The organism is Shewanella sp. CAL98-MNA-CIBAN-0140 (assembly GCF_040309905.1).
GTDB lineage: Bacteria > Pseudomonadota > Gammaproteobacteria > Enterobacterales > Shewanellaceae > Shewanella > Shewanella psychromarinicola.
On the sequence record NZ_JBEOPI010000013.1, the window covers coordinates 1 to 23,852 of the forward strand.

Below are 23,852 nucleotides of genomic sequence, written 5' to 3' on the forward strand. Positions count from 1 at the left end.
GAGTGGCCAAAGGGATCAGACTGTAAATCTGACGGCTCAGCCTTCGAAGGTTCGAATCCTTCTCCCTCCACCATTTTACATCTTACTTTAATTCAACGCTGTTTTATTACTGTGTCCTGTAGCTTATTTACCCTTGTTAAAAATATTTCCCTATCTGCGCTTTGTCGACCTCATCTAGACCAATTTATGTCATCCAAGTTATAGTCTGTTTACACCACTATCTGTTGTACTCACTATCTGTTGTACTAACAATCTGTTGTACTAACAATCTGTTGTGATAACTATTGTGTTATTTATTGTGGTAGTACTTGTACTCACTACTGGGTTACTTGTGCACTAATTGTTGTTTTAATTGTTGTTCTAATTGTTGTGTGATTAGCTGATCTCAACAATATTGCCCTTCATCGCCGTTATTCAATAATAATTGTTTCCTTGTGTCGATAAACACTACTCTTAAGTTTGTATTTTAGTTATTATTTATTCCTTTTTGGAATAACGGGTGCAATTGCATGTCATCTACTTGGGTCAATCAGGCCATCGCAAAAATAGAAGCCGATTATCAACGTTCTGCAGATACGCATCTTATAAAATTAGATCTTCCACAACTTGATGGAATAGACATTTATTTAAAAGATGAGAGTACTCACCCCACTGGTAGCTTAAAACATCGCTTAGCTCGATCACTATTTCTGTATGCGCTCTGTAATGGCTGGATAAAAAAAGATACCCCGATTATTGAATCCTCCTCTGGCAGCACCGCCGTTTCGGAAGCCTATTTTGCAAGATTACTCGGATTACCTTTTATCGCAGTGATGCCAACTTCTACCGCCAAGAAAAAAATCCAACAAATTGAATTCTATGGTGCTCAATGCCATTTTGTCGATAATGGCAGTCAAATGTATGCAGAATCAGAAAGGTTAGCCACTGAGTTAAAGGGTCATTATATGGACCAATTCACTTATGCTGAACGCGCAACAGATTGGCGGGGTAATAACAATATTGCTGACTCGATTTTTAATCAGATGGAAAGAGAACCTCATCCAATTCCAAGTTGGATTGTCATGAGCCCTGGTACTGGAGGTACAAGTGCCACCATTGGCCGCTACATTCGTTATCAACAACAACAAACACAACTGTGCGTCGTTGACCCAGAAAATTCAGTATTTTATGATTACTTTCACAGTGGTGATGCCACTCTGGTTAGTGATAAAAGCAGTAAAATTGAAGGCATTGGTCGACCTCGCGTTGAACCGTCTTTTATTGCTGGTGTGATTGATAGCATGATTAAAATCCCTGATGCCGCCTCAATCGCAACGATTCAGTGGTTAGAACAACTCATCGGGCGTAAAACCGGTGCGTCAACCGGCACAAACTTATACGGCGCATTGTTGCTGGCATCGCAGATGCGAAGTGCCGGTCAAACAGGCTCGATTGTGACCTTGATTTGTGATGCCGGAGAGCGTTATCTAGATACCTATTACAATCCACAATGGATTGAGGACAACATTGGTTGTTTTGAGCACTATCGAGAAAAACTGACCGCGTTTAATGACACAGGTTTACTGAGTTAACTATCCGAACATAAAAAAGCCGTTGAACCTGTGTTCAACGGCTTTTTTATGGCACAACTGTGTTGACACAATTGTGCCTGAAATAAATACCTGCTAATCGATATTCAAATATTTGTGTGTTTGGATAGATAATCGCCAATTACGACTAATACATACTTTTATTGCAAGTTCTGTCGCGCGGGCCTTTTGGCTGATCGGTTGCAAACAAATGGTTTTATCGCTGACATCAATATTTCGCAATAGCTCATCTAATTCTTCAATATGATATTCTGTGGCGATCGGATGTTTAATTTCATTTGCGCGGTTTAATGCTTGTTCGAGCACCTTGTATCCACCTTTCATATTGATTTTAGGTGATACAGTTACCCAAACCTTAGCATGGCATTTCACTTCAAAAGTACCACTGGTTTCAATCTGGATCTTATAACCAGCCTCTATAAAGTCGGTAGTTAACTCTGTTAAATCATACAAGCACGGCTCACCACCGGTTAACACTATGTGCTTAGCCGTAAATCCTTTCTCTGTGAACGCTTGCAATAATGTTTGCCCAGTATGATCAGCCCATCGACCGAGGGTGCCATCCACTTGAATAACTTGATCCGCAGTAACTTTATTTTCAGGTAATACATCCCAAGTTTGCTTAGTATCACACCATGCACAACCCACAGGACAGCCCTGTAAGCGCACGAACAGTGCAGCAACACCAGTATATGAGCCCTCACCTTGTATTGTTTCAAATACTTCGTTAATGGGATATTTCATCGTTTACCTTACTTTTAGCGACAAGTATCGGCTACCTGACTTTCAACGGGGCGGCATTTATAGAGTATTTTGCCATTAGCTGCAAGTATTTACACCTATGGCTTTGCAGTTGGGTCTGCCTTAGGTAAAATATCATTTCTATTTACTTGAACCACTAAGCGTTGATCACACCGATCTTACCCGTCAGTTCAGTACGTTAATGAGTATATCCATGCCAGATGCAAAGCAAAACCCACCAACTAAAGCCCTTGTTGTTTTCAGTGGCGGTCAAGATTCAACTACTTGTGTTATCCAAGCTTTATCACAATATGATGAAGTACATGGGATCACTTTTGATTATGGTCAACGTCATCGTCAAGAAATAGAAGTGGCAAAATCATTGGCAACAGAGTTGAAATTAGCAAGCCATAAAGTCATGGATGCTACCTTGTTAAACGAGTTGGCCATTTCTGCGTTAACGCGTGACGCCATTCCCGTATCACATGATTTGATGAATAATGGTTTGCCAAATACCTTTGTGCCTGGGCGTAATATACTATTTTTAACCTTAGCGGGTATTTATGCTTATCAACTTGGTTGTGAGGTTATCATTACTGGCGTATGTGAAACGGATTTTTCCGGATATCCAGATTGTCGTAACGAGTTTATTCAATCGATGCAATCGTCTTTAGCTTTAGGTATGGACAAACCGATTAAAATCGTTACCCCACTAATGTGGCTCAATAAAGCTGAAACATGGGCATTGGCAGACAAATATCATCAATTAGCCTTAGTGCAACAACAAACGTTAACTTGTTATAACGGTATTATTGGTGAGGGCTGTGGAGATTGTCCTGCATGTTTACTGCGTCAACGAGGCTTAGATGATTATCTGCAAAATAGTCAATCAGTCATGACATCGTTAAACAATAAAATATGACCATATCGTTCACACTCTTTAACTAACAACAGAGGTTTACACTTTAATATCCCTCTGTTGTTATTGCATTATTTTTCATTAAGATACCAAAACGACATAGGGTTAACTCAAAATAACCTTTTTGCGCTACAGTTAACTCAGTGTCTTCAAAACAAATTGGCTTGACTGAAATTTGACGGTGAGTATAGAGGATATTTTGTTAAAACATAAATCAAACACTGTTGGCCTATATCATGTTGTTGTGGTGATCAGCCTCATTTGTATTGGGCTTTTTGCGGCAGATTTACCTTCGCCTTCATTTTGGCCTACTGATCAGTATTTCAGTTATCAGTATGACGCAATTGCTCATGGTCAAGTTTGGCGATTAATCACCGGTAACCTGCTGCATACTAATTTATGGCACTTGCTAATGAATTTAGCCGGTTTCTGGGTCATTATCTTCCTCCATGAAGTTCATTATAAGCAGCACGCCGGTAAATTATTGCTGCTTTTTTTCAGTTTATGCCTGTTAGAGGGCATAGGCTTATATATTTTTTATCCTAGCTTGAAAGCCTATGTGGGGCTAAGTGGATTATTACATGGCTTATTTGTATTTGGCGCGGTAATGGATATCCGCAGAGGTTATCGTTCAGGTTATTTACTCTTGCTCGGTGTCATCATCAAAGTGGGATATGAGCAATTATTTGGTGCGAGCGATAGCATTACTCAATTGATTAATGCGCGAGTTGCCACTGAATCCCATTTTGTCGGCTTAATCAGTGGGATGATCTGTGCATTATGCTGGTCTAGTGTCGTTCACCGTTTTAAGTATAAAAAAGTATAATCTCCGCTTCGCCTTATTGAGCATATTCAGCTCAATTACACTTCAACCAATTTTCGTTGATTGAAGTGACTATTCATTGCCGTTCAACAAACAAGCAAAGGCTCATTTAACACCGTTTAAACTTTGCTCCGCTATTGCACTTTTATCACATAAGCCATGCCACTGATGCTTTAGCTACCGGTAACACTCTCGACCTAGTATCGATCACAAGTCAGTATTGATCACAAGTCAGTGCGCAGCAAGAATATCAATAGACTACTGTATCGAAGCGGTCTAGAACCAATTTGATCCAATCAACACATTGAAGCATTAACCTTTTTGCAGACAATCAAGCTTATCTAGATTACTGGTGACGGGTGCCAACTCGGAAAGACTAACTCAGTGACGGTTACTTGCGCTGATCAGTGCTAGACATTGCCTTTTCAGGCGCTTGTACCACATCATTATTGATAACCTCAGTAACAGGTACATCTATTATTGCCGTATTATTGGTTGCATTCGATTTGAGATTAGCTCGCTCAACCAATTTGTCATACTCGGCTTGGGTGATGAGGTAACTTTTAAGTGGGGGTAAAGGCTTAGCTTGATTGCGACTTGCGGCATCGGTTAGCGGAATATCGAGTAAACCACCAACATCGACTTTCCAATAAATGCTCGCAAAAATAATCAGTAACACGTGTACCGTAACAACAATAATCATTGCATTTGTTGATGTCATTATTCGGGTAATAAGCTTATTAACAACAGAGCCTATTGGGGCTGTATCTGTTTCTGTTTCTGCATCTATCTCAGTCATTCCAGGCGCTACCAAATTATGTTGAGACTGAGTTGCCCCCAATAATTGCAGTTTAATCTTATTCGCAACTCGTTGTTGATGAGCATGAAGTTGACTGTCATCGACATCCTGTTGTTGAGGATCAATAAAAGGTGTCATATCTTCATTAAAGTCAATCTTAGCAATCTCATTAACTTGAGCGGTTTCATTACCCCACACAGAGGACTCATCAGTGTTAGCGTGGACATTTCGCGTAGGATTGGCCATAGGATACTTATAAAATAATTATGAATAAAGTAATACAGGTTTCATTGCCATAGTATAGCGTTAATCACCGCATAAGCGACACACAGTAAGATTAATTAAGTTAAACATAACGACCAATGGACACTTCACTTAACTCAATGCACTGTTAGCTGTACATCATAAAAGGTTGTTGCATGCTATCCTGCGATAGGGTTTTAGCACAACGAACAGCCTTAATGTTTGCGTCATATGTCTAACCTTTACAGTGGCAGCGTCGAGATTATTAGCTTGTATGAACAAACTATCTTGCTATTTTTTGTACTACAGCTATAGCAGTTCAAACGGATGTAGACCCAAGGATCATATTCAGCTTACACGTGTTCACCAATTTAATGCTATTGTAGTTGGACACTGTTAGACTTGATTTCGATTCATTTCCATTCAACAACACAACGGACAATCATGAATTCATCCATAGCCACATCGTCAGCTCATCAAGATAACTTAACTCATACTGCTTCTGACTATTGTCACAAAGAAGAAACAGCAAACAGCCTTTCCCATGGCTTAGGTATCTTAGCGGGAATAGTCGGCTTAATCCTAATGTTAACCAAAGCCCCTGCACACTTATCATTCATACAATTAGCCGGTGTGTTTATCTATGGCATTAGTATTATTGCGCTGTTTTTGGCCTCAACATTGTACCATTCAAGTAAAACAACACTTTGGCGTCGCCGTTTTAAGATGGCAGATCATTGTGCCATTTATACCCTCATCGCTGGCACTTATACCCCAATGATGTTGATAAGCCTTCAAAGCCCACAAGCTACAAGGGTACTTATCGCCATTTGGGCGTTGGCACTTGGCGGTATTATTTTTAAAACCTTATTTATCGGGCGATTTAAAGCGTTTAGTGTGGTGTTATATTTAGTGATGGGTTGGTTATGTGTCACCGTAATCAGCGATTTAAACCAACACATGAGTGATGTAGGTTTAGGCTTATTATTCGCGGGGGGCTTATTTTATAGTCTGGGAGTGATATTTTATATTGGAAAACGTATTCCCTTTAATCATGCTATATGGCACTTGTTTGTGCTCGGCGGCGCGGTGTCACACTTTTTATGTATCTACTTAACGGTACTCTAAACGTTGATAATACAGTTATTATATCCTCGCTATCACCTATATTGCGATTGTACACTTGATGCTATTTTTATTATCCTTGCCTAATATTCAATATTTAATCATTATTGCGTCTAAAGCATCTTTGTTTGGAATGTAATGGCAACCCTTTCTTCGATGGAGCGTATCTGGTTTATTGTTAACCTCATCCCCAAAGGCAATGTATTACCTTATGGCATAGCCGCCGATTTAGCGGGATTACCAGGACGGGCGCGTTACGTATCACGAGCCCTAAAATTAGCACCACAATCATTAGCATTACCATGGCATCGTGTCATTAACAGCCAAGGAAAAATATCATTCGCTAACAATACTGAACCTTTTCGAACCCAACAAGAATTATTAAGATTAGAAGGTATAGAAGTGAACGCAGGCAAGATTTCATTGTCTCAATATCAATGGAAACCTGATATTGCCACATTGGTAATGACATTACCCTTTTAATATCAGATTGTTAACTGTTTTTATACTTTAAGGTAATTATACATTGGCAAATAAATTAACTCGCTTATTCACGTTGATCTTGTGTATTAGTCCTGTGATTTTCGCACACGCCTCTGACAACCAACCGCTGACTTCAGATGCTGAGATGACGGAGCCATTAGGTGTGTCACAAACCGCTGTTATCGGAAAACAAGGTGAACAAGTTAATCCAACTGCGGCATTAAGTGGTATCCAAAAAGCGGCTATTTTATCACCCTTGACGGCCCACACCGCTAAATACAACGTATTTTATGGCAGCATTGAATTAGGTGTAGCAAATTATCGCTTACCTGCAACCGATAGCGGTTTTTACAGTTATCATTTTGATAGCGATGTCAGTTTATTCATACTGTCTGATCAACGTCACCTTAAAAGCGAGTTCACCCTAGAAGATGGTAAATTGGTGCCATTTAGATACATACATGAACGGACAGGTACAGGCAGTGATTACACAGAACAGACTGCATTTGCCAAAGCCCAACAATTTATTCATACCATCTATAAGCAGGAAGCATTAAAACTGCCATACGAAGAAAAAGTATTTGATCCTTTAATGGTGCAATTACAATTTAGAATGGATCTCGCTGCAAATATAAGACCGTTAGATTATAAAATGGTTAAAGAAAAAGAAGTCGATGACTATCAATTTAGAGTATTAGGCAAAGAAAAAGTCATCATAGAAAGCGGCACTTACGATACGGTTAAGGTTGAAGTTGTTCGCGATAGTACCAAAAGACAGACATTTTTCTGGATGGCACCAGATTTAGCTTATCTACCGGTGCGATTAAGTCATTTTTCAAAAGGCAGCAAGCAACTGGATATTCAGCTAGCAAGCTATCAATTTGAACAAGCATTGCCACCAATGACCCCCGTGCTCATTGATGGTCCTGAGCATGAAGGTTCAGCAGCGCTTGATAAACTAGTGGCAGATGCTGAAAATGACGCAGGCATCAGTGAGTCAGAATTAGACAACATTAAGCAATTAGCGACGGATTAACTCACCTTTACGGAATAACGTCCACTCACCTGGCTGTAAAATAACCCAATTTTCATTATTGGTTAACGGTCGGGTGGCAATTACTGTCACCACGTCATTGGGGGTGGTTTCTTGACTAAAATCGATGACCACATCGGTATCGATCAAGGTTGCCTTTCCAAATGGAGCTCGGCGAGTGATGTGGCATAAATTATTGGTACAGTAAGTCATTAAGTCTATGCCGTTACTGAGCAACATATTAAATACACCTAGTTGTCTTATTTCATCGGCAAGTTGGCCAATATACTCAAACACCTCATTCATATTGTCAGGTTCATACTCACCAAATTTATTGACCACAGATTCCAATATCCAGCAGAAAGCCAGTTCACTGTCAGTTTCTCCAACAGGTTGAAACCGTGACACGATAAATTTAGTCTGATAATCAGTTAATTGACCATTATGCACATAGGTCCAATAACGGCCCCAAAGCTCACGACTAAATGGGTGAGTATTGACCAAGGACACACAGCCTCGATTTGCCTGGCGAATATGACTGATCACTATTTCACTTTTAATTGGATATGACTTAATGAGCTCTGCAATATGTGACTTACTGCTAGGACAAGCATCTTTAAAGGTGCGGTGTCCTTTGCCTTCATAGAAGGTAATCCCCCAGCCATCAACATGAGGACCCGTTACCCCACCGCGCTCAGCTAAGCCCGTAAAACTAAATACAATATCCGTTGGTACATTGGCACTCATCGCCAGTAATTCACACATTAACCTTGCCTTTTTATTGCCATATTGAGCTAAACACTTCTTATAAACGTATTGTATATACTAAGCTTATTGAGTGGAATATTTCTGTCACACAAATATTTAAACAATTGTTTGAAAAACACTTGTAATCGAGTCTGCATAAGGTTAACTTTTACGTGACACAGGTCTGACCACGATCGAATCTGTGAATAAGATCAACAATTGACGGGCTATTCATTACCTATTTTGAATAGTTTTAAGGAGAAGTACATTGACCACCCTACTTTGGATCATCGCGATGATCTTTGTGCTCGGCGCTATGGCATACCTAAGGGTATCCCTACTATCAACCACAGTTGCAGCAGCCATTGTGCTCGTTGTCGGTAGCACTTTAGACATTACTGGTGTAATTGCATGGATTATTTTCATTGTTATTGCACTGCCACTCAATATCAAATCATTCAGGCAGAATTTTATCAGTCGCCCACTGATAAAAGTGTATCGCGGTATTATGCCAGAGATGTCTTCAACAGAAAAAGAAGCCATTGAAGCTGGTACTACGTGGTGGGAAGCAGATTTGTTTGCCGGTAACCCTAACTGGAGCAAATTACACAACTACCCAAAAGCACGGTTAACTGCCGATGAACAAGCATTCCTAGATGGTCCGGTTGAAGAAGTCTGTAAAATGCTTAATCAACATGAAGTGTCTCATGTGCTTGGGGATTTACCACCGGAGATCTGGCAATTCTTAAAAGATCATGGCTTCTTCGCGATGATCATCAAGAAAAAATTCGGTGGTCTTGAATATTCAGCTTATGCTCAATCATGTGTGTTACAAAAGTTGGCCGGCGTGAGTAGCGAACTAGCCTCTACAGTAGGCGTACCCAATTCACTAGGCCCTGGCGAGCTATTGCAACATTACGGTACTAAAGATCAGCAAGATCATTACTTACCACGTTTAGCGAAAGGCTTAGAAGTGCCATGTTTTGCATTAACGAGCCCTGAAGCAGGCAGTGATGCTGGTTCAATCCCAGATTTCGGCGTTGTATGTAAAGGTGAATTCCAAGGCGAAGAAGTTCTTGGCATGAAACTAACGTGGAACAAACGTTATATTACGTTAGCACCTGTCGCGACCGTATTAGGTCTTGCATTTAAACTACGCGACCCTGATCACCTTTTAGGTGACAAAGAAGAATTAGGCATTACTTGTGCGCTTATCCCTACGGATGTTCCTGGTGTTGAAACCGGCCGTCGTCACTTCCCATTGAACTGTATGTTCCAAAATGGTCCAACACGCGGAAACGAAGTGTTTGTGCCATTAAGCTTCATTATTGGTGGTCCAGAAATGGCAGGCCAAGGGTGGAGAATGTTGGTTGAATGTTTGTCAGTGGGTCGTGGTATTACCCTACCCTCAAACTCAGCCGGTGGAGTAAAAACCGCCGCGGTAGCGACTGGAGCTTACGCTCGTATTCGCCGCCAATTTAAATTACCTATCGGTAAGTTAGAAGGTATTGAAGAGCCAATGGCGCGTATTGGTGGTAACGCATACTTAATGGATGCTGTTGCCACATTAACGACTACTGCTATCGATTTAGGTGAAAAACCTTCGGTGATTTCTGCCATCGTTAAGTACCACTTAACCGACAGAATGCAAAAGTGTGTTATTGATGCAATGGACATTCATGGTGGTAAAGGTGTTTGTCTTGGCCCTAATAACTATTTAGGCCGTGGCTATCAAGCAGCACCGATTGCAATTACCGTAGAAGGTGCAAACATACTGACTCGTTCAATGATCATTTATGGTCAAGGCGCAATACGCTGCCACCCATATGTATTGGCCGAAATGGAGTCTGCATTTGATACGGATGCAAACCGTGGTTTAGCTAACTTTGACGCCGCGATATTTGGTCATATTGGTTTTGCAACATCTAACTTCATTCGTAGCTTCTGGATGGGCTTAACCTCATCTCGTTTCTCCAATAGCCCTTACTCAGATAAAACTAAACGTTATTATCAACAGATGAACCGTTTCAGTGCTAACTTAGCATTATTATCTGATTTAGCGATGGCAACCCTTGGTGGCAACCTAAAACGTAAAGAGCGTATTTCTGCTCGTTTAGGTGACTTGTTAAGTCAGCTGTACCTAACCTCTGCCACATTAAAACGTTATCAAGACGATGGCCGTTTAACTGAAGATTTACCGTTAGTGCAATGGGCTGTTGAAGATTCGTTATACAAGTTACAAGATTCGTTAGATGACTTGCTTAACAACTTCCCAATGGGCTTAGGCATTGCGCTTCGTGCGGTGATCTTCCCATTCGGTCGTCCAATTAAGCGTCCAAGTGATGTATTAGATCACAAAGTAGCTAAGATTATGCAAACCCCCTGTGCTAGCCGTGACCGTTTAGGTAAAGGCCAGTTCTGGACGCCATCTGAGTTCAATCCTGTTGGTATCCAAGAACAAACGTTTAAGGATATCCTAGCTGCAGAACCACTGTATGACAAAGTCTGTAAAGCTGCCGGTAAACGTCTACCATTTATGTGGTTAGACAAAGTTGCTGCAGAAGGTAAAGCGCTTGGTGTGTTAAGCGACAGCGAAATCGCTTTACTTGAACGAGCTGAAATTGGTCGTTTGAAATCAATTAACGTTGATGACTTCGATACCGATGAGCTCCGCGCGCAACTAGCGCCTAAAGCTAAGCGAGAAAAAGCAGCCTAGCTGCCTAGGTTATAAACCTAAAGTAAAAAGGGTAAAGCGGAAGCTTTACCCTTTTTTATTGCTACAGATTGTTCAGATAGACAAAGGGTTAACATGAAGCACTTTACCGGATTACAATTAATGCAAGCCATGCTCAATGGCGATATCCCAGCTCCCTCCATCACCAAAACCATGCCAATGACGGCCATTGAAGTGAGCCAAGGATCGGTTACCTTCGAGGCCTTCGCTGATGAGCGTCACTTAAACCCTATGGGTGGCGTTCATGGTGGTTTTGCCGCCACGGTATTAGACTCGGCAACGGCATGTGCAGTTCATTCAGCCTTGCCTGCTGGTGTCGGCTATTCAACCATAGATTTAAACATTAAGATGGTCCGCCCAGTACCGCAAAAACAACGTTTATTAGCCAAAGGTAGCGTGATGAACTTGTCTACATCATTGGGCATTGCTGAAGCAACATTAACCACTGAAGACGGCAAACTATTGGCCACGGCAACAGCAAGCTGCTTAATTTTACGTGGCGCATAGCTATTTCTCTATAAGAATGACCCGGTCACCATAAAGTCACCTATAAAGAGATCGCAACCACAATAAAATCGTCGATTAAACTGCCGCCGAAAAAGCTAAAAAGCCAGTCATTTGCATAACTGGCTTTTGACATCACTCAAAAAAGTAAAGTTAGTCGTCTTGTAATTCTATTTCTAACTGCTTCGCCACCGCTTGCGGTGAGCTGCTATTACGGGCAAATAAGCTATAAGCAACAGGAATAACAATCAAGGTAAAGAAAGTCGCCAGTAAAATACCTGACAACACCACTACCCCTATTACAAATCGAGTTTCAGCCCCTGCTCCACTGGACAACACTAATGGAATAGCGCCTGCAGCAGTGGTAATACCGGTCATTAAAATGGGCCGTAAACGTTGAGTCGAAGCTTGTAAAATCGCTTGTTGAAACTCAACACCTCGGTCGCGTAATTGATTGGCAAATTCAACGATTAAGATACCGTTTTTAGCAGCCAAGCCAACCAGCATGATAATTCCAATTTGACTGTAAATATTGATACTTTGGTCTGTAAACCATAACCCAATTAGCGCACCTAAAGTCGCGAGTGGTACAGTTAACATAATCACCAAAGGATGAATATAGCTTTCAAACTGTGCCGCAAGCACTAAAAAAACAATTCCCAATGCTAGTAAGAATACAAAGTTCATCGAGTTACCCGACTCTTGGTAATCTAACGATGGACCTTTATAACTGATCACCGCTTCTGCAGGTAAATACGTCACAGCAAGTTCATTGAGATAATCTAACGATTCACCCAGAGTATAATCATCTGCTAAGTTGGCTTCTAACGTGATGGCACGCATACGATTGTAGCGATTTAACGAACTCGCATCGGCAAACTCTTCAACCGAGACTAAGTTTGATAACGGGATCAGTTCTTGCGAGCGGTCAGAACGAACATAAATGTTCTCCATATCAGTCGCAGTACTTTGATTATCACGATTACCTTCAACAATAACATCATACTCCTCGCCATCGCGCATAAAGGTTGTGACCAAGCGCGACCCCAGCATTGACTCTAATGTTCTGCCAATATGGGAAATCGACACACCTAAATCTGCCGCGCGTTCCCGATCAATTACCACTCTCAACTGTGGTTTGGTTTCTTGATAATCGTGATCTAAACCAATGATTTTATGATTCTCTTTGGCTTTATCAAGCATAATATCACGCCACTCCGCCAGTTCTTCGTAGCTTGGACCACCGATAACAAACTGCACAGGTTTACCCACACCGCGACCAAACGCTTGGCGCATAATCGGGAAAGCACGAATGCCGGCTAAATCTGATAAGCGATTACGGATATCGACAATAATTTCATTAGCACTGCGGCGCTCAGCCCAATCTTCGAGCACAATGATCGCCATACCATTTGAAAAATCAGCAGAGGTTCCAAAACCACGAGGGGCACGGATCAATAAGCGCTTAATTTCGCCGCTTTCAACCAGTGGCATTAACCGACCTTCGACTTCATCCATGTATTTTTCAATGTATTCAAAGCTTGCGCCTTGAGGACCATTAACAATTAAAAACATAGAACCCCGGTCTTCTTGTGGGGCAAATTCTTGGGGGATTTTATTCAATAAAAACCCACTTAATGCAAACGAGAACAGTACAATTAATGACACTAAAATCGGTTTTTTCATGCCCGCTTGTAAACTTATCAAATACCAACTTGATAGCTTACTCATCATCTTATCGACTTGTTTAACTAACCACGGGTCTTGGTTTGCGGGTTTTAATAATTTTGAGCACATCATCGGGCTTAACGTTAACGCCACAATACTGGAAAAAATCACTGCCGCGCTCATGGTGACCGCAAACTCTTTAAACAGCTTGCCTAAATCACCCTCTAAGAAGGTGATCGGCATAAACACAGCAACAAGTACCAAGGTTGTTGCCACCACGGCAAATGCCACTTCACGCGCGCCTAAGAAGGCTGCTTTTAACGGTGAATCGCCTTCTTCAATACGTCGATGAATATTTTCGAGCATCACAATGGCATCATCGACCACCATGCCAATGGCGAGGATCATCGCCAACAATGTCAGTAAGTTGATGGTATACCCTAGTGCATATAGCACTATAAAGGTCCCCATTAAAGATACGGGCACAGTGATGGCTGGAATTAACATCGCTCGCACGGAACCTAAAAACAAGTAAATAACGATAATAACTAACACCATGGCAATAAACAGTGTTTTATAAACCTCAGCAATAGAGGCTTCAATAAACACTGAGCTGTCATATGATCGTTTAATCTTCATGCCGGCTGGCAATGTTGGGTTAAGCTTGTCTACCAAGATATTCGCCGCGCGCGCGACGTCCAGGGTATTAGCCGTAGATTGTTTACTGACGCCTAAGCCAATCATCGCCTCTTTGTTGCCTCGGAAGATAATACGCTCTTCCTCGGAACCAATTTCTACTTTGGCGACATCACTTAATTTAATTAAATAACCGTCCTCACCTTGCTTGATCACTAAGTTAGAAAAGTCATTCGCCGTTTTAAATACCCTGTCTAGGCGCACCGTAAAGTGACGATCTTTCGATTCGATTGACCCGGCTGGCAATTCAACATTTTCAGAGCGTAACGCATCTTCAACATCAGAGACGGTTAGATTGCGCGAAGCTAACGCTTGACGGTCAATCCAAATTCGCAAGGCATACACCTTGCCGCCACCTAAACGTAATGTCGACACCCCATCAATTACGGCAAAACGATCGACTAAATAACGATTGGCATAATCCGTAAGCTGCAAGATATCCATTTGATCGGACACTAAATTCAGCCACATAATCACTTCGTCGCTGCCGTTGGCTTTGTAAATGGATGGCGCATCGGCTTCTTCTGGAAGCTGCTCTAATAAACCAGAGATGCGGTCGCGCACATCATTGGTCGCAGCCTCAATATCTCGATTAATATCAAACTCAATAGTGACATTTGAACGGCCATCACTACTGGAAGAACTAATATGACGTATCCCTTCTACACCACTGATCTTGTCTTCGATAAGTTGGGTAATTCGACTCTCGACGACAGAAGCACTGGCGCCACGATAACTGGTCTCGACCGACACAATCGGCGGATCAATATTTGGGTACTCCCGCAAGGGTAATTTACCGAATGATACTAAACCTAATACAATCAGTAAGATACTAATAACAGATGCAAAAACCGGTCTTTTAACCGATAAGTCAGTTAAGATCATGCCGACTTCTCCATTGCTTCAATAAGAGCAAAATTGAAGTTTTCAGCTTGTTGAACTTGAACCTTATCTCCAGGTCGAACTTTTAAAATACCGCGAATAATCACTTGCTGATCAACCTTAAGCCCTTTGGTTATTTCAACCCAACCTCGCGTCCGGGTGCCTAAGGTAACTTGTTGCTGTTCAACTTTATTTTCTGCATTAACCACATACACATAATGTTTGTTTTGAATAGGAATAATAGCGGCTTCTGGTAACAATAATGCTTCACGACTTTGCTTAATAAGACGGACTTTCATTAGCATGCCGGGCAGTAACTTATAATCATCATTAGGCATTACCGCACGCACGACTACCGCTCGGGTTTCAGGGTTAACCCTGCTGTCAATCGAGGTCACAACGCCTTTGAATATCTGGTCTGGATAAGCAACGGCTCTGGCTTCCACTAATTTACCTGGTTGTAATTCTTGGATAAAACGTTCTGGCACTGAAAAGTCTAATTTGATTTTACTCACATCATCTAACGTACTGATTTGCTCACCAGGGGTAACCAAACTGCCGACACTCACTTGGCGTAAGCCTAATTTACCTGCAAATGGCGCTTTAATAGTGCGATCATTGAGTGCCGCTTTTGCTTGCTCGACTTCCGCACGAGTGGTATCGATTAAACTTTGTAACCGGTCTCGTTCTAATTCTGCGATGGTTTTGCTGGTGACCAATGAACGGATACGATCCAATTCACGTAGATTTTCAATTAATTTGATTTCAGTGACGGCCACTTTGGCTTTATGTTCGTCATTTCTCAATTGCACTAATAGCTTACCTTTTTCGACCAAATCACCATCTTTAAAATTAATATTGGTTACAATTTCAGTGATTTTTGATGTCACTATGATCGATTCATACGCTTTTCCTGTACCTAAAGCTTCTACTTCATCACGAATAGGCATAATCGCCACGTTAGCTACAACCACATTAGGTATAGGTCTCGGACGTTGAATGACGGCCTCTTGAGGAAACATTAAATAGTAAGCCGACAGCGCAGCCAACACTATGGCGATCAGTACAATTATCTTTTTCATTTCAGGTCCGTAACCATCGAAGGTTAAATGAATTATATATATGATTTTTAACTTGTATGATTGTACTTAGCAATAAAACTACATCAAGTTGTTTTACTTTCATTTACAAACTACGAACATATCAAGCAAAAGGTTCACATCGAAATTATATGCACTATATTGTGCTTTTAAAGCAATAATAATGCATATTTTTTGCTTTTTACGCATTATGTGAATATCAATCCAATATAGAGGTCTGATTGTCGACACATGCTGTGACAAATCGTTTATAGCATCACTTTAAGTCTCGGTTCATTCTGCGAGAGTTAAGCTTTTCTGGGGGATTATTTAAAAAAGGAGCTCGCGTTATCGTGTCTATATGGATTGAACTGGAGACATTAATATGTGCAGACTAACGACCCATTGAATAAAATGAATATTAAAACTGTATAGCCGGCAAAGCAAAAGAGACGCTCGAAGCGTCTCTTTTAGGATAAAGTCGTTAACCGTAACGCTTAACGAATTTTACGGTCTTCTTGCATTAAGTCTGAGATAATGTTGTACACTTCTGTAATAGACTCATCAGGTAATGGTTTGTCTTCTACATCACGCAGCAATATTTTAGTTTGATTAACATCTTCGGTTTCTTTAAGCAGTAGACGATAATTGCCTTTTTTCAATGACAACTTTTCTTCACTCCATAAAGAGCTCCAGAAACCGCCGCTTTCTTCTAAATTAATGTAAAACAAGCCTTTGCTGTTATCCATATCAACAACATCAAAACCCATTTCCGGTAACACTAACCGTAAGCGATCCCAAACCGATTTGTAACTTGCATCAGCTAACCAATAAGCAGATTCGCTGGCATTCGTCACTAAATCAACTTTAATACCAAGACTTTGCTCAATCCGTGCAGCACGGATAGCTTGATCACGTTTAATACTCATATAAGCAATGGCATTATTTAGCATATCAGTGGTATAACGACGCTTGTCTTCACCATTTAATAAAATCTTTTGATCTTTATCATCGTAAAATTCTTGATGTTCAATTAAATCAATTGCGACAGAGCCTGAACGACCGTGAGATTTCACCTCTACTTGATAACGATAGCGTTGACGAAGTTGATACACTTTGTCACTGCTCCACCAATTAGATTCAATGACTTCATCATTTTCAATCCAATCAGTTTCAATAAAGCCTGCAGCCATATCTTCACTACGCACAGCAATATTGTTTTTGGCTAGATAACCATTAATCACATCAAATATTTCTTGATTTAAATCAGTGGTACTTTCAATCGATTCAATCACCACTCGAATATTATCATTGCTTTCTTCGATGTGTGTGCCTTCAGCCATTGGTAATACTTGCAATGGTGCACGAATATCAAGATTTTTACCCACAAGTTGCTTGTTTACTTTATTGCCCACAGCGGGAATATCATATTCTTTGCTGTAAGTAGGCGTATTCAAGCCCTGTGGGATCGTCAATAATGGCGTAGTTTCAGCATTGACGAAATCATCATCACCATTTGCCTGACGGCGATCTAATGGTGTACTGCAAGCTGTAATAGCTGCAACAAGGAGTAACGGAGTGACTTTCTTTAACATGAATTTATTTTACCTCGATATGAGCTTGTTTCATTGTTTCTATTAACAGACCATGAAACTGCTCAGAAAGTTCAGTTAAAGGTAAACGAATATGACCATCAGCTATCAAACCCATTCTATGAACAGCCCATTTTACTGGGATTGGGTTGGCTTCACAAAATAAAGAGCGATATATGCCCATCAATGGTTGATCAATGGTGGCAGCTAATTGAGCATTTTTAGATAATGCGGCATCACACATGGCTTTAAACGCATGTGGAACAATATTATTCGCTACGGAAATAACGCCATTACCACCCAGCAATAAAAACTCGCGTGCTGTGGCATCATCACCGCTGTAAAGTAAAAACTCATCACCACACAATTCGCGCAAACGTGAGACCCGGCTTAAATCGCCAGTAGCCTCTTTTACACCAATAATATTACTCACCTTTGATAATTCCGCCACGGTTTCGGGTTTCATATCAACAGCGGTACGACCTGGTACATTATAAAGAATTTGCGAAATGTCAGTACTTGCAGCAACCGCCTTATAATGGGCAATGAGCCCCTTTGGCGAAGGCTTATTGTAATAAGGGGTCACGCCAAGCATGGCGACAACACCTGATTTTTGCATTGCTTTGGTTAATTCTATTGCTTCTGCAGTGGCATTGGCGCCATTACCACCAATAACAGGCAGACGACCTGATGCAAACTTAACCGTTTGGGTAACAACAGCCACATGCTCTGTCATAGGCAAAGTTGCTGATTCGCCTGTAGTACCGACCGCGACAATGGCATCAGTACCTTGTTCAATATGAAACTCAACAAGTCGTTCAAGACTTGCATAATCTACTGTGCCATCACTATTCATTGGTGTGATTAAGGCTACGATGCTTCCGTTTATCATCTATCTTCCCCACGGTTTCAGGATTCGCTATGTTACTGATGCCAACCACTAATGACAAGCTCTACGGTAACCAGAATCTGAAATAAGTTATTTATACTATTTATTGCACAGTAACCTAGCATCTTTGAAGCCATAGCGCTAAAAAATAATCACATTTATGTGAGTGATATAGGTTAGTATATTGAGGTGTTTTAGTGAAAAATGATAGTATTAACACCCGCACCAAAACTTACATGCTTTGGCATAAGTTTTCGCTCTAAGATATCAAAAAGTGAGGAAAATCCATGACCAATTATCTGGTCGTTACGGCAATGGGCGCAGACCGTCCTGGATTAGTGAGTCGTTTAGCGCGTTTAGCAAGTGATTGTGATTGCGATATAGTCGACAGTCGTATGGCATTATTTGGTAATGAATTTACCTTAATTATGATGATATCAGGATCTTGGTCAGCGATGACAAAAATCGAAAGCTTATTACCCGTGTTGAGTGTTGAACTTGAACTCATGACGGTAATGAAGCGAACATCCAAACATACGCCCAAAAACTTTGTCTCTCGTATTGAAGTTATTTTTAATGGTGAAGATCTACGCGGAACCATGAAGAGCATTACCCATTTCTTGGCTGAAAGAGGCCTCGATTTAGGTGCAGTCCGCTCCCACGCTGAAGATAATAACAATCTTAAAACTCAGTCGATTCTACTCGCTATCAATATCCCCGATAAAGTCAATCTATTGAAGCTTGAACAAGGTATTCATGAACTGGCTGAATCTTTGTCATTAGAGTGCACCATTAAACGTATGCAAGGTATTGCGGCGCCATAATAGTTAAAAATGTTTAACCACGGTAATACAATCCATATTGATGCGATTAACGTGAACTTCTCAGGGCTTTTTGAGCAGAAATCGCATCTTAAATATTAAGGACAACTGATGAATACATTACAGGTCGGTGATAACGCACCACAATTTAGTCTTAATAACCAAGCAGGTGAAACCATATCGTTAAAGGAAGTATTAACGAAAGGTCCTGTGTTGGTGTACTTCTACCCTAAGGCATCGACTCCCGGATGCACAGTGCAAGCACAAGGCCTGCGCGATATCAAAGCACAACTTGATGGCTTAAACGTAACAGTATTGGGCATTAGCCCTGATCCTGTGGCTAAACTGGCCAAGTTTTCAGACAAACAACAACTCAATTTTGCTTTGTTAAGTGATGAAGACCATGCCGTTGCTGACGGTTTTGGTGTGTGGGGCGAGAAAAAATTTATGGGTAAAATTTACGATGGTATTCACCGTTTAAGTTTTGTCGTGGGGACTGATGGTAACGTTAGCCATGTACTCAACAAGTTCAAAACCAAAGATCATCATGAAGTGGTATTAGCGACACTGGCAGATTAATTCAGCTCAATCCCATCGTATGACAGTTACATGACCCTTGCATGAGCAACAAAAAGGCTTAGCAACTGCTAAGCCTTTTACATTATTATCAAGCTAATTAAGACGAAATGTCACTAATAATCACCTCACAGTGAATTACACCACTTTAGGTTCTTCGCCGGTTTTAAGTTCACAGACAGTATCGCGAGTCGCATCGTCAACGGGTGTTGCGGCGAGTTGATCCTTAGTGGTCTTTTTGACAACCTCTTGTTCAGTTAACTTATTGGATAACTCACTGGTTTCCTGCTGCACTAGTGTCGCTTTTTCAGCTAATCAACGGGCTTTTTCATCCACTTCAAACAGAGCAAGCTCTTCTTCTTTACGGCGTGACTTTTCAATTGCACGAAGCTGCGCTTCTTGTGCTTCACGAACGACTCTCGCTTCAGCTGCCACTTTTGCATCTGCTTCAACTAATGCTTTGGTTTTCCGCTCCGCTTCATCATCTACAGCTCGCTGAATAACCGCTTGATCTTGTGCTTCTTGCGGCAATAAGCTAATTAACTCGATACCCACAGGGAGAACAATCGCTTCAACGCCAGAGAACACTTTAACTTTACCTTCTTTCGTTAAATAAACCAGAGGCATAGCCGTTTCTCCATAGCGTTTTTTGAAATGTGCAAAGGTAAAGTTTTCGGTAATGTTAGTTATTTTCAGTACCGCGCCTTTTGCCATTAAAGTGGCAATCTTGGCATAAGAGATATTCTCACCAAACAAACATAAGCGTTTTAGATAGGATTCAGACAACTGATGACGAGCACTCGCACTGTCAGCATTATTTAAACCATAAACTTTTTCTGTGCCCATTAAATCTTGGAAGTGAAATATTACCAACGGATTTAACTGACGGTAAGGCGATATCACTAACACTCGGCCAATGCCACTTAAGTCCATGTAATTAGTGGCATGCTCTGAGGCAGGATTACCAAAATATACCGGAATATTGACCATGCGCGCTTGACGAATGTTGTCCCAGTTGTTATCGGCTAAAATGACCTTAATATTTTTGGAAATTAAAATTAAAGCCAGTTCACGGGAGAATTTTGATGCTCCAAATATCAATACCCCTTGGTTTGAGCCTTCTTTTACCCCTAAAAATGCCGCCCAACGACCGGCGGTTAAACTTTGGATCACTACCGTACCAATAATGATTAAGAATACTAACGGCACAATCGAACTCGCGCCTTCTAACCCAACCGACTCTAACTTAATTGCAAATAAAGATGAAATGGCTGCCGCCACAATACCGCGAGGTGCAACCCAACTTAAAAACCACTTATCTTTTGACGATAAGTTGGTGCCTAAGCCAGAAATCCAAATGCTTAATGGACGCGCAATAAACATCGCCACTAATAGTACGCCAAGACCACCAAAACCAAGATCAAGCATCGCCCCCGAATCAAGACGAGCCGCCAATAGAATAAATAGCGCTGATATTAACAGTACCGTTAGGGTCTCTTTAAACTCGAGGATATCAGCGATGTCTACGCCACGCATATTGGCTAACCAAATCCCCATAACGGTTACGGTTAACAGACCAGACTCTTCTTGTAAGATGTTAGAACCGACAAAAATACCCAGCATGATGGTGAGCACGGCAGTATTACGCAAATAATGTGGAAACACGTTTTTACGGATTGCGATACCGGTCAAAAAACCGGCCGCAGCGCCTAAGCCAAATCCAAGCAGTAAGGTTAGCCCTAACGCATTCAATACATGAGTGGTTGGATCGGCGGCGGCGGCAATATACTCAAAAACAAGTACCGCTAATAACGCACCAATGGGATCAATAACAATACCTTCCCAACGTAAAATACTGGCCAAATTTGATTTGGGTTTTACGGTGCGCAACATTGGTACAATCACGGTTGGACCCGTTACCACTACTAATGCGCCGAATAACATGGCGATAGCCCAATCAAAACCGAGAAGGTAATGGGCGGCGGGCGCAATACACGCCCAAGTAATAAAAGCGCCGATCGTGACGAGGTGTGTCACCATGCGGCCATGCTCTTTAATTTCTTTAAAATTAAGTGTTAGTGCCCCTTCAAACAGGATGACCGCAACACCTAAAGAAATAATAGGAAACAATAAATCGCCGAAAATTTCATCTGGATCTAATACACCTAACCCTGGCCCTAACAGTAGACCACATAATAGAAGTGGTAAAATTGCTGGTAGACGTAATTTCCAACCAACCCATTGACACAAAAGCGACAGCACACCGATTAATGCCAGCATGCCGGTAATGTGTTCAACCATAATTGTTTCCTTTTGTATTGCCCTCGGCGCCATTCATTGACTCTGTCAGCAATCTGTTTCATGTTAATACATGAATGATTAATAATCGTCTCGCTTATTAACTTTTAAGTTAACAAGATTAAAAGGAACTTAGTGTATTTAATGGATCACAACAACGAGGTAGCTCCTTAATTAGAGACTTTTTTAATGACATAAAGATGACTTAATACGCATCAATATTGGGACAAATAAACTCAGCATATGACATACTAATTTGCCTAAGGGATCAAGCATTTTTTAACTTAGATTACAATTTTATAACAAGATAACGTTTTTCACATAAAATATTGTTTCTAATAAAATAATATTCTTTTTTGTGTCAAGTTAAGCTGTTTATTTATCGATAAAATAAAAAACCTCGGACATGCCGAGGTTTTGGGTAATAAACAGAGCCGTGACTATTGTGGCACTCTCACCTTACCTTCCATCAGTACCCGCGCACTGCGACTCATGATGGCTTTTTTGACTTGCCATTGACCTTGCACTAATTCAGCCTGTGCACCAACGCGCAGAGTTCCAGATGGATGACCAAAACGAACGGACGTTCTGTCTCCCCCACCGGCAGCCAAATTAACTAGCGTCCCCGGAATGGCAGCCGCAGTGCCAATAGCCACCGCAGCGGTACCCATCATGGCATGGTGTAATTTCCCCATAGATAATGCCCTAACGACCAGGTCGATATCTGTGGTTGTCACACTTTTGCCACTTGATGACACATAGTCAGCGGCAGGCGCAACAAAGGCGACTTTCGGCGTATGTTGACGAGCGACAGCTTCGTCGATATCACTTATTAAGCCCATTTTAACCGCGCCATAAGCACGAATGGTTTCAAACATGGTTAAGGCTTTATCGTCATTGTTTATGGCGTCTTGTAGCTCAGTGCCAAGGTAGTTAATATCTGCAGCATTGATGAAAATCGTCGGAATACCGGCATTGATCATGGTGACTAGAAAAGTCCCCACGCCAGGTACGTCAAGTTCATCAACCACATTACCCGTCGGAAACATTGCACCATCACCGTCGGCAGGATCAAGAAATTCGACTTGCACTTCAGCAGCAGGAAACGTCACGCCATCGAGTTCAAAATCACCGGTTTCTTGTACTTCACCGTGGGTTATCGGTACATGAGCGATAATGGTTTTGTGAATATTGGCTTGCCAAATACGCACTACTGCGGTGCCATTTTGCGGCACCCGACGAGCGTCAACTAACCCATTACTGATGGCAAATGAACCCACCGCGGCGGTCAAATTGCCACAGTTACCACTCCAATCGACAAACGGCTTATCAATCGAGACTTGGCCAAATAAGTAATCAACATCGTGATCTGCTTGAGTGCTTTTAGATAAAATCACCGTTTTACTGGTACTTGAGGTCGCGCCGCCCATGCCATCAGTGTGCTTACCGTAAGGGTCGGGACTGCCAATGACTCGCAGTAATAACGCATCACGTTCAGCCCCAGCCACTTGGGCTGCAGCAGGCAAGTCGGTTAAACTAAAAAATACCCCTTTACTGGTGCCGCCGCGCATATACGTCGCGGGAATTTTCATTTGTGGTAAATGAGTCATC

Annotated in this window: 20 protein-coding genes; 10 read left to right on the forward strand and 10 right to left on the reverse strand. The window is 41.5% G+C overall.

What is annotated here, in order from left to right; genetic code table 11:
• Positions 1 to 509 precede the first annotated feature (509 nt).
• On the forward strand, positions 510 to 1,571 hold the full coding sequence (locus AAEY93_RS08585; RefSeq protein WP_351076152.1) for a PLP-dependent cysteine synthase family protein: 1,062 nt from the start codon (positions 510 to 512) through the stop codon (positions 1,569 to 1,571).
• Between the two features lie 93 nt (positions 1,572 to 1,664).
• Here AAEY93_RS08585 and queE read toward each other — a convergent pair whose 3' ends face one another.
• Positions 1,665 to 2,333, reverse strand: coding sequence for a 7-carboxy-7-deazaguanine synthase QueE (gene queE / locus AAEY93_RS08590; protein WP_124011514.1), 669 nt, complete (start codon positions 2,331 to 2,333; stop codon positions 1,665 to 1,667).
• A gap of 211 nt (positions 2,334 to 2,544) precedes the next feature.
• Here queE and queC point away from each other — a divergent pair, with 211 nt between their 5' ends.
• Positions 2,545 to 3,252: a 7-cyano-7-deazaguanine synthase QueC gene (gene queC / locus AAEY93_RS08595; RefSeq protein ID WP_124011515.1), complete on the forward strand. Its 708-nt coding sequence runs from the start codon at positions 2,545 to 2,547 to the stop codon at positions 3,250 to 3,252.
• Between the two features lie 196 nt (positions 3,253 to 3,448).
• Positions 3,449 to 4,075, forward strand: coding sequence for a rhombosortase (gene rrtA / locus AAEY93_RS08600; protein ID WP_232772044.1), 627 nt, complete (start codon positions 3,449 to 3,451; stop codon positions 4,073 to 4,075).
• 388 nt (positions 4,076 to 4,463) lie between these two features.
• On the opposite strand, the gene AAEY93_RS08605 is transcribed toward rrtA, so the two are convergent.
• A complete protein-coding gene (locus tag AAEY93_RS08605) occupies positions 4,464 to 5,117 on the reverse strand; it encodes a hypothetical protein (protein WP_351076157.1) in 654 nt (217 codons plus the stop codon).
• A 441-nt stretch (positions 5,118 to 5,558) separates the two neighbouring features.
• Between AAEY93_RS08605 and trhA the strand changes: the two genes are divergently transcribed.
• The 3 genes from trhA (at position 5,559) to AAEY93_RS08620 (ending at position 7,758) form a co-directional block, all read left to right on the forward strand.
• Entirely contained in the window at positions 5,559 to 6,242 is a 684-nt protein-coding gene (gene trhA, locus AAEY93_RS08610) for a PAQR family membrane homeostasis protein TrhA (RefSeq protein WP_124011517.1), read from the forward strand.
• A gap of 135 nt (positions 6,243 to 6,377) precedes the next feature.
• On the forward strand, positions 6,378 to 6,722 hold the full coding sequence (locus AAEY93_RS08615; protein WP_124011518.1) for an MGMT family protein: 345 nt from the start codon (positions 6,378 to 6,380) through the stop codon (positions 6,720 to 6,722).
• Between the two features lie 43 nt (positions 6,723 to 6,765).
• Positions 6,766 to 7,758, forward strand: coding sequence for a DUF3108 domain-containing protein (locus AAEY93_RS08620; protein ID WP_233768533.1), 993 nt, complete (start codon positions 6,766 to 6,768; stop codon positions 7,756 to 7,758).
• On the opposite strand, the gene AAEY93_RS08625 is transcribed toward AAEY93_RS08620, so the two are convergent.
• Positions 7,744 to 8,520, reverse strand: coding sequence for a class II glutamine amidotransferase (locus AAEY93_RS08625; RefSeq protein WP_335687483.1), 777 nt, complete (start codon positions 8,518 to 8,520; stop codon positions 7,744 to 7,746). The genes AAEY93_RS08620 and AAEY93_RS08625 overlap by 15 nt on opposite strands.
• Positions 8,521 to 8,770: 250 nt before the next feature.
• Here AAEY93_RS08625 and fadE point away from each other — a divergent pair, with 250 nt between their 5' ends.
• Both fadE and AAEY93_RS08635 read left to right on the forward strand, forming a co-directional pair.
• Positions 8,771 to 11,218 (forward strand): acyl-CoA dehydrogenase FadE, encoded by a 2,448-nt coding sequence (gene fadE / locus AAEY93_RS08630; RefSeq protein ID WP_124011520.1) that lies wholly within the window; start codon positions 8,771 to 8,773, stop codon positions 11,216 to 11,218.
• 93 nt (positions 11,219 to 11,311) lie between these two features.
• Positions 11,312 to 11,743 carry a PaaI family thioesterase gene (locus tag AAEY93_RS08635; protein ID WP_101031772.1) on the forward strand — a complete coding sequence of 144 codons (432 nt, stop codon included), beginning with the start codon at positions 11,312 to 11,314 and terminating at the stop codon, positions 11,741 to 11,743.
• A 150-nt stretch (positions 11,744 to 11,893) separates the two neighbouring features.
• Here AAEY93_RS08635 and AAEY93_RS08640 read toward each other — a convergent pair whose 3' ends face one another.
• The 4 genes from AAEY93_RS08640 to dapA all read right to left on the reverse strand — a co-directional run bounded on the left by AAEY93_RS08640 (position 11,894) and on the right by dapA (position 18,549).
• The gene (locus AAEY93_RS08640) at positions 11,894 to 14,989 is read right to left on the reverse strand and encodes an efflux RND transporter permease subunit (protein ID WP_101031774.1); all 3,096 of its coding nucleotides are present in this window, start codon (positions 14,987 to 14,989) and stop codon (positions 11,894 to 11,896) included.
• A complete protein-coding gene (locus AAEY93_RS08645) occupies positions 14,986 to 16,068 on the reverse strand; it encodes an efflux RND transporter periplasmic adaptor subunit (RefSeq protein ID WP_351076166.1) in 1,083 nt (360 codons plus the stop codon). Before AAEY93_RS08645 ends, AAEY93_RS08640 begins: the two co-directional genes overlap by 4 nt.
• 494 nt (positions 16,069 to 16,562) lie before the next feature.
• A complete protein-coding gene (bamC, locus tag AAEY93_RS08650) occupies positions 16,563 to 17,660 on the reverse strand; it encodes an NlpB/DapX family lipoprotein (RefSeq protein ID WP_124011522.1) in 1,098 nt (365 codons plus the stop codon).
• A 4-nt stretch (positions 17,661 to 17,664) separates the two neighbouring features.
• Complete coding sequence (gene dapA / locus AAEY93_RS08655) at positions 17,665 to 18,549, reverse strand: 4-hydroxy-tetrahydrodipicolinate synthase (protein WP_124011523.1); 885 nt, start codon at positions 18,547 to 18,549, stop codon at positions 17,665 to 17,667.
• 284 nt (positions 18,550 to 18,833) lie between these two features.
• Between dapA and AAEY93_RS08660 the strand changes: the two genes are divergently transcribed.
• Complete coding sequence (locus AAEY93_RS08660; protein WP_124011524.1) at positions 18,834 to 19,370, forward strand: glycine cleavage system transcriptional repressor; 537 nt, start codon at positions 18,834 to 18,836, stop codon at positions 19,368 to 19,370.
• Between the two features lie 108 nt (positions 19,371 to 19,478).
• Positions 19,479 to 19,946, forward strand: coding sequence for a thioredoxin-dependent thiol peroxidase (gene bcp / locus AAEY93_RS08665; protein ID WP_351076172.1), 468 nt, complete (start codon positions 19,479 to 19,481; stop codon positions 19,944 to 19,946).
• Positions 19,947 to 20,081: 135 nt separating this feature from the next.
• On the opposite strand, the gene AAEY93_RS08670 is transcribed toward bcp, so the two are convergent.
• The 3 genes from AAEY93_RS08670 to prpF form a co-directional block, all read right to left on the reverse strand.
• Positions 20,082 to 20,237 carry a hypothetical protein gene (locus tag AAEY93_RS08670; RefSeq protein ID WP_351076176.1) on the reverse strand — a complete coding sequence of 52 codons (156 nt, stop codon included), beginning with the start codon at positions 20,235 to 20,237 and terminating at the stop codon, positions 20,082 to 20,084.
• A gap of 21 nt (positions 20,238 to 20,258) precedes the next feature.
• On the reverse strand, positions 20,259 to 22,244 hold the full coding sequence (locus AAEY93_RS08675; protein ID WP_351076179.1) for a cation:proton antiporter domain-containing protein: 1,986 nt from the start codon (positions 22,242 to 22,244) through the stop codon (positions 20,259 to 20,261).
• Between the two features lie 437 nt (positions 22,245 to 22,681).
• Positions 22,682 to 23,851, reverse strand: a complete 1,170-nt coding sequence (gene prpF / locus AAEY93_RS08680; protein WP_124011569.1) for a 2-methylaconitate cis-trans isomerase PrpF — start codon at positions 23,849 to 23,851, stop codon at positions 22,682 to 22,684.
• Between the last annotated feature and the right edge of the window lies 1 nt (position 23,852).

Coding starts and splice junctions, on each gene's coding strand:
- AAEY93_RS08585 (WP_351076152.1), top strand. CDS start 510: ATGTCATCTACTTGGGTCAATCAGGCCATCGCAAAAATAGAAGCCGAT.
- queE (WP_124011514.1), bottom strand. CDS start 2,333: ATGAAATATCCCATTAACGAAGTATTTGAAACAATACAAGGTGAGGGC.
- queC (WP_124011515.1), top strand. CDS start 2,545: ATGCCAGATGCAAAGCAAAACCCACCAACTAAAGCCCTTGTTGTTTTC.
- AAEY93_RS08605 (WP_351076157.1), bottom strand. CDS start 5,117: ATGGCCAATCCTACGCGAAATGTCCACGCTAACACTGATGAGTCCTCT.
- trhA (WP_124011517.1), top strand. CDS start 5,559: ATGAATTCATCCATAGCCACATCGTCAGCTCATCAAGATAACTTAACT.
- AAEY93_RS08615 (WP_124011518.1), top strand. CDS start 6,378: ATGGCAACCCTTTCTTCGATGGAGCGTATCTGGTTTATTGTTAACCTC.
- AAEY93_RS08625 (WP_335687483.1), bottom strand. CDS start 8,520: ATGTGTGAATTACTGGCGATGAGTGCCAATGTACCAACGGATATTGTA.
- AAEY93_RS08635 (WP_101031772.1), top strand. CDS start 11,312: ATGAAGCACTTTACCGGATTACAATTAATGCAAGCCATGCTCAATGGC.
- AAEY93_RS08640 (WP_101031774.1), bottom strand. CDS start 14,989: ATGATCTTAACTGACTTATCGGTTAAAAGACCGGTTTTTGCATCTGTT.
- AAEY93_RS08645 (WP_351076166.1), bottom strand. CDS start 16,068: ATGAAAAAGATAATTGTACTGATCGCCATAGTGTTGGCTGCGCTGTCG.
- bamC (WP_124011522.1), bottom strand. CDS start 17,660: ATGTTAAAGAAAGTCACTCCGTTACTCCTTGTTGCAGCTATTACAGCT.
- dapA (WP_124011523.1), bottom strand. CDS start 18,549: ATGATAAACGGAAGCATCGTAGCCTTAATCACACCAATGAATAGTGAT.
- AAEY93_RS08660 (WP_124011524.1), top strand. CDS start 18,834: ATGACCAATTATCTGGTCGTTACGGCAATGGGCGCAGACCGTCCTGGA.
- bcp (WP_351076172.1), top strand. CDS start 19,479: ATGAATACATTACAGGTCGGTGATAACGCACCACAATTTAGTCTTAAT.
- AAEY93_RS08675 (WP_351076179.1), bottom strand. CDS start 22,244: ATGGTTGAACACATTACCGGCATGCTGGCATTAATCGGTGTGCTGTCG.
- prpF (WP_124011569.1), bottom strand. CDS start 23,851: ATGACTCATTTACCACAAATGAAAATTCCCGCGACGTATATGCGCGGC.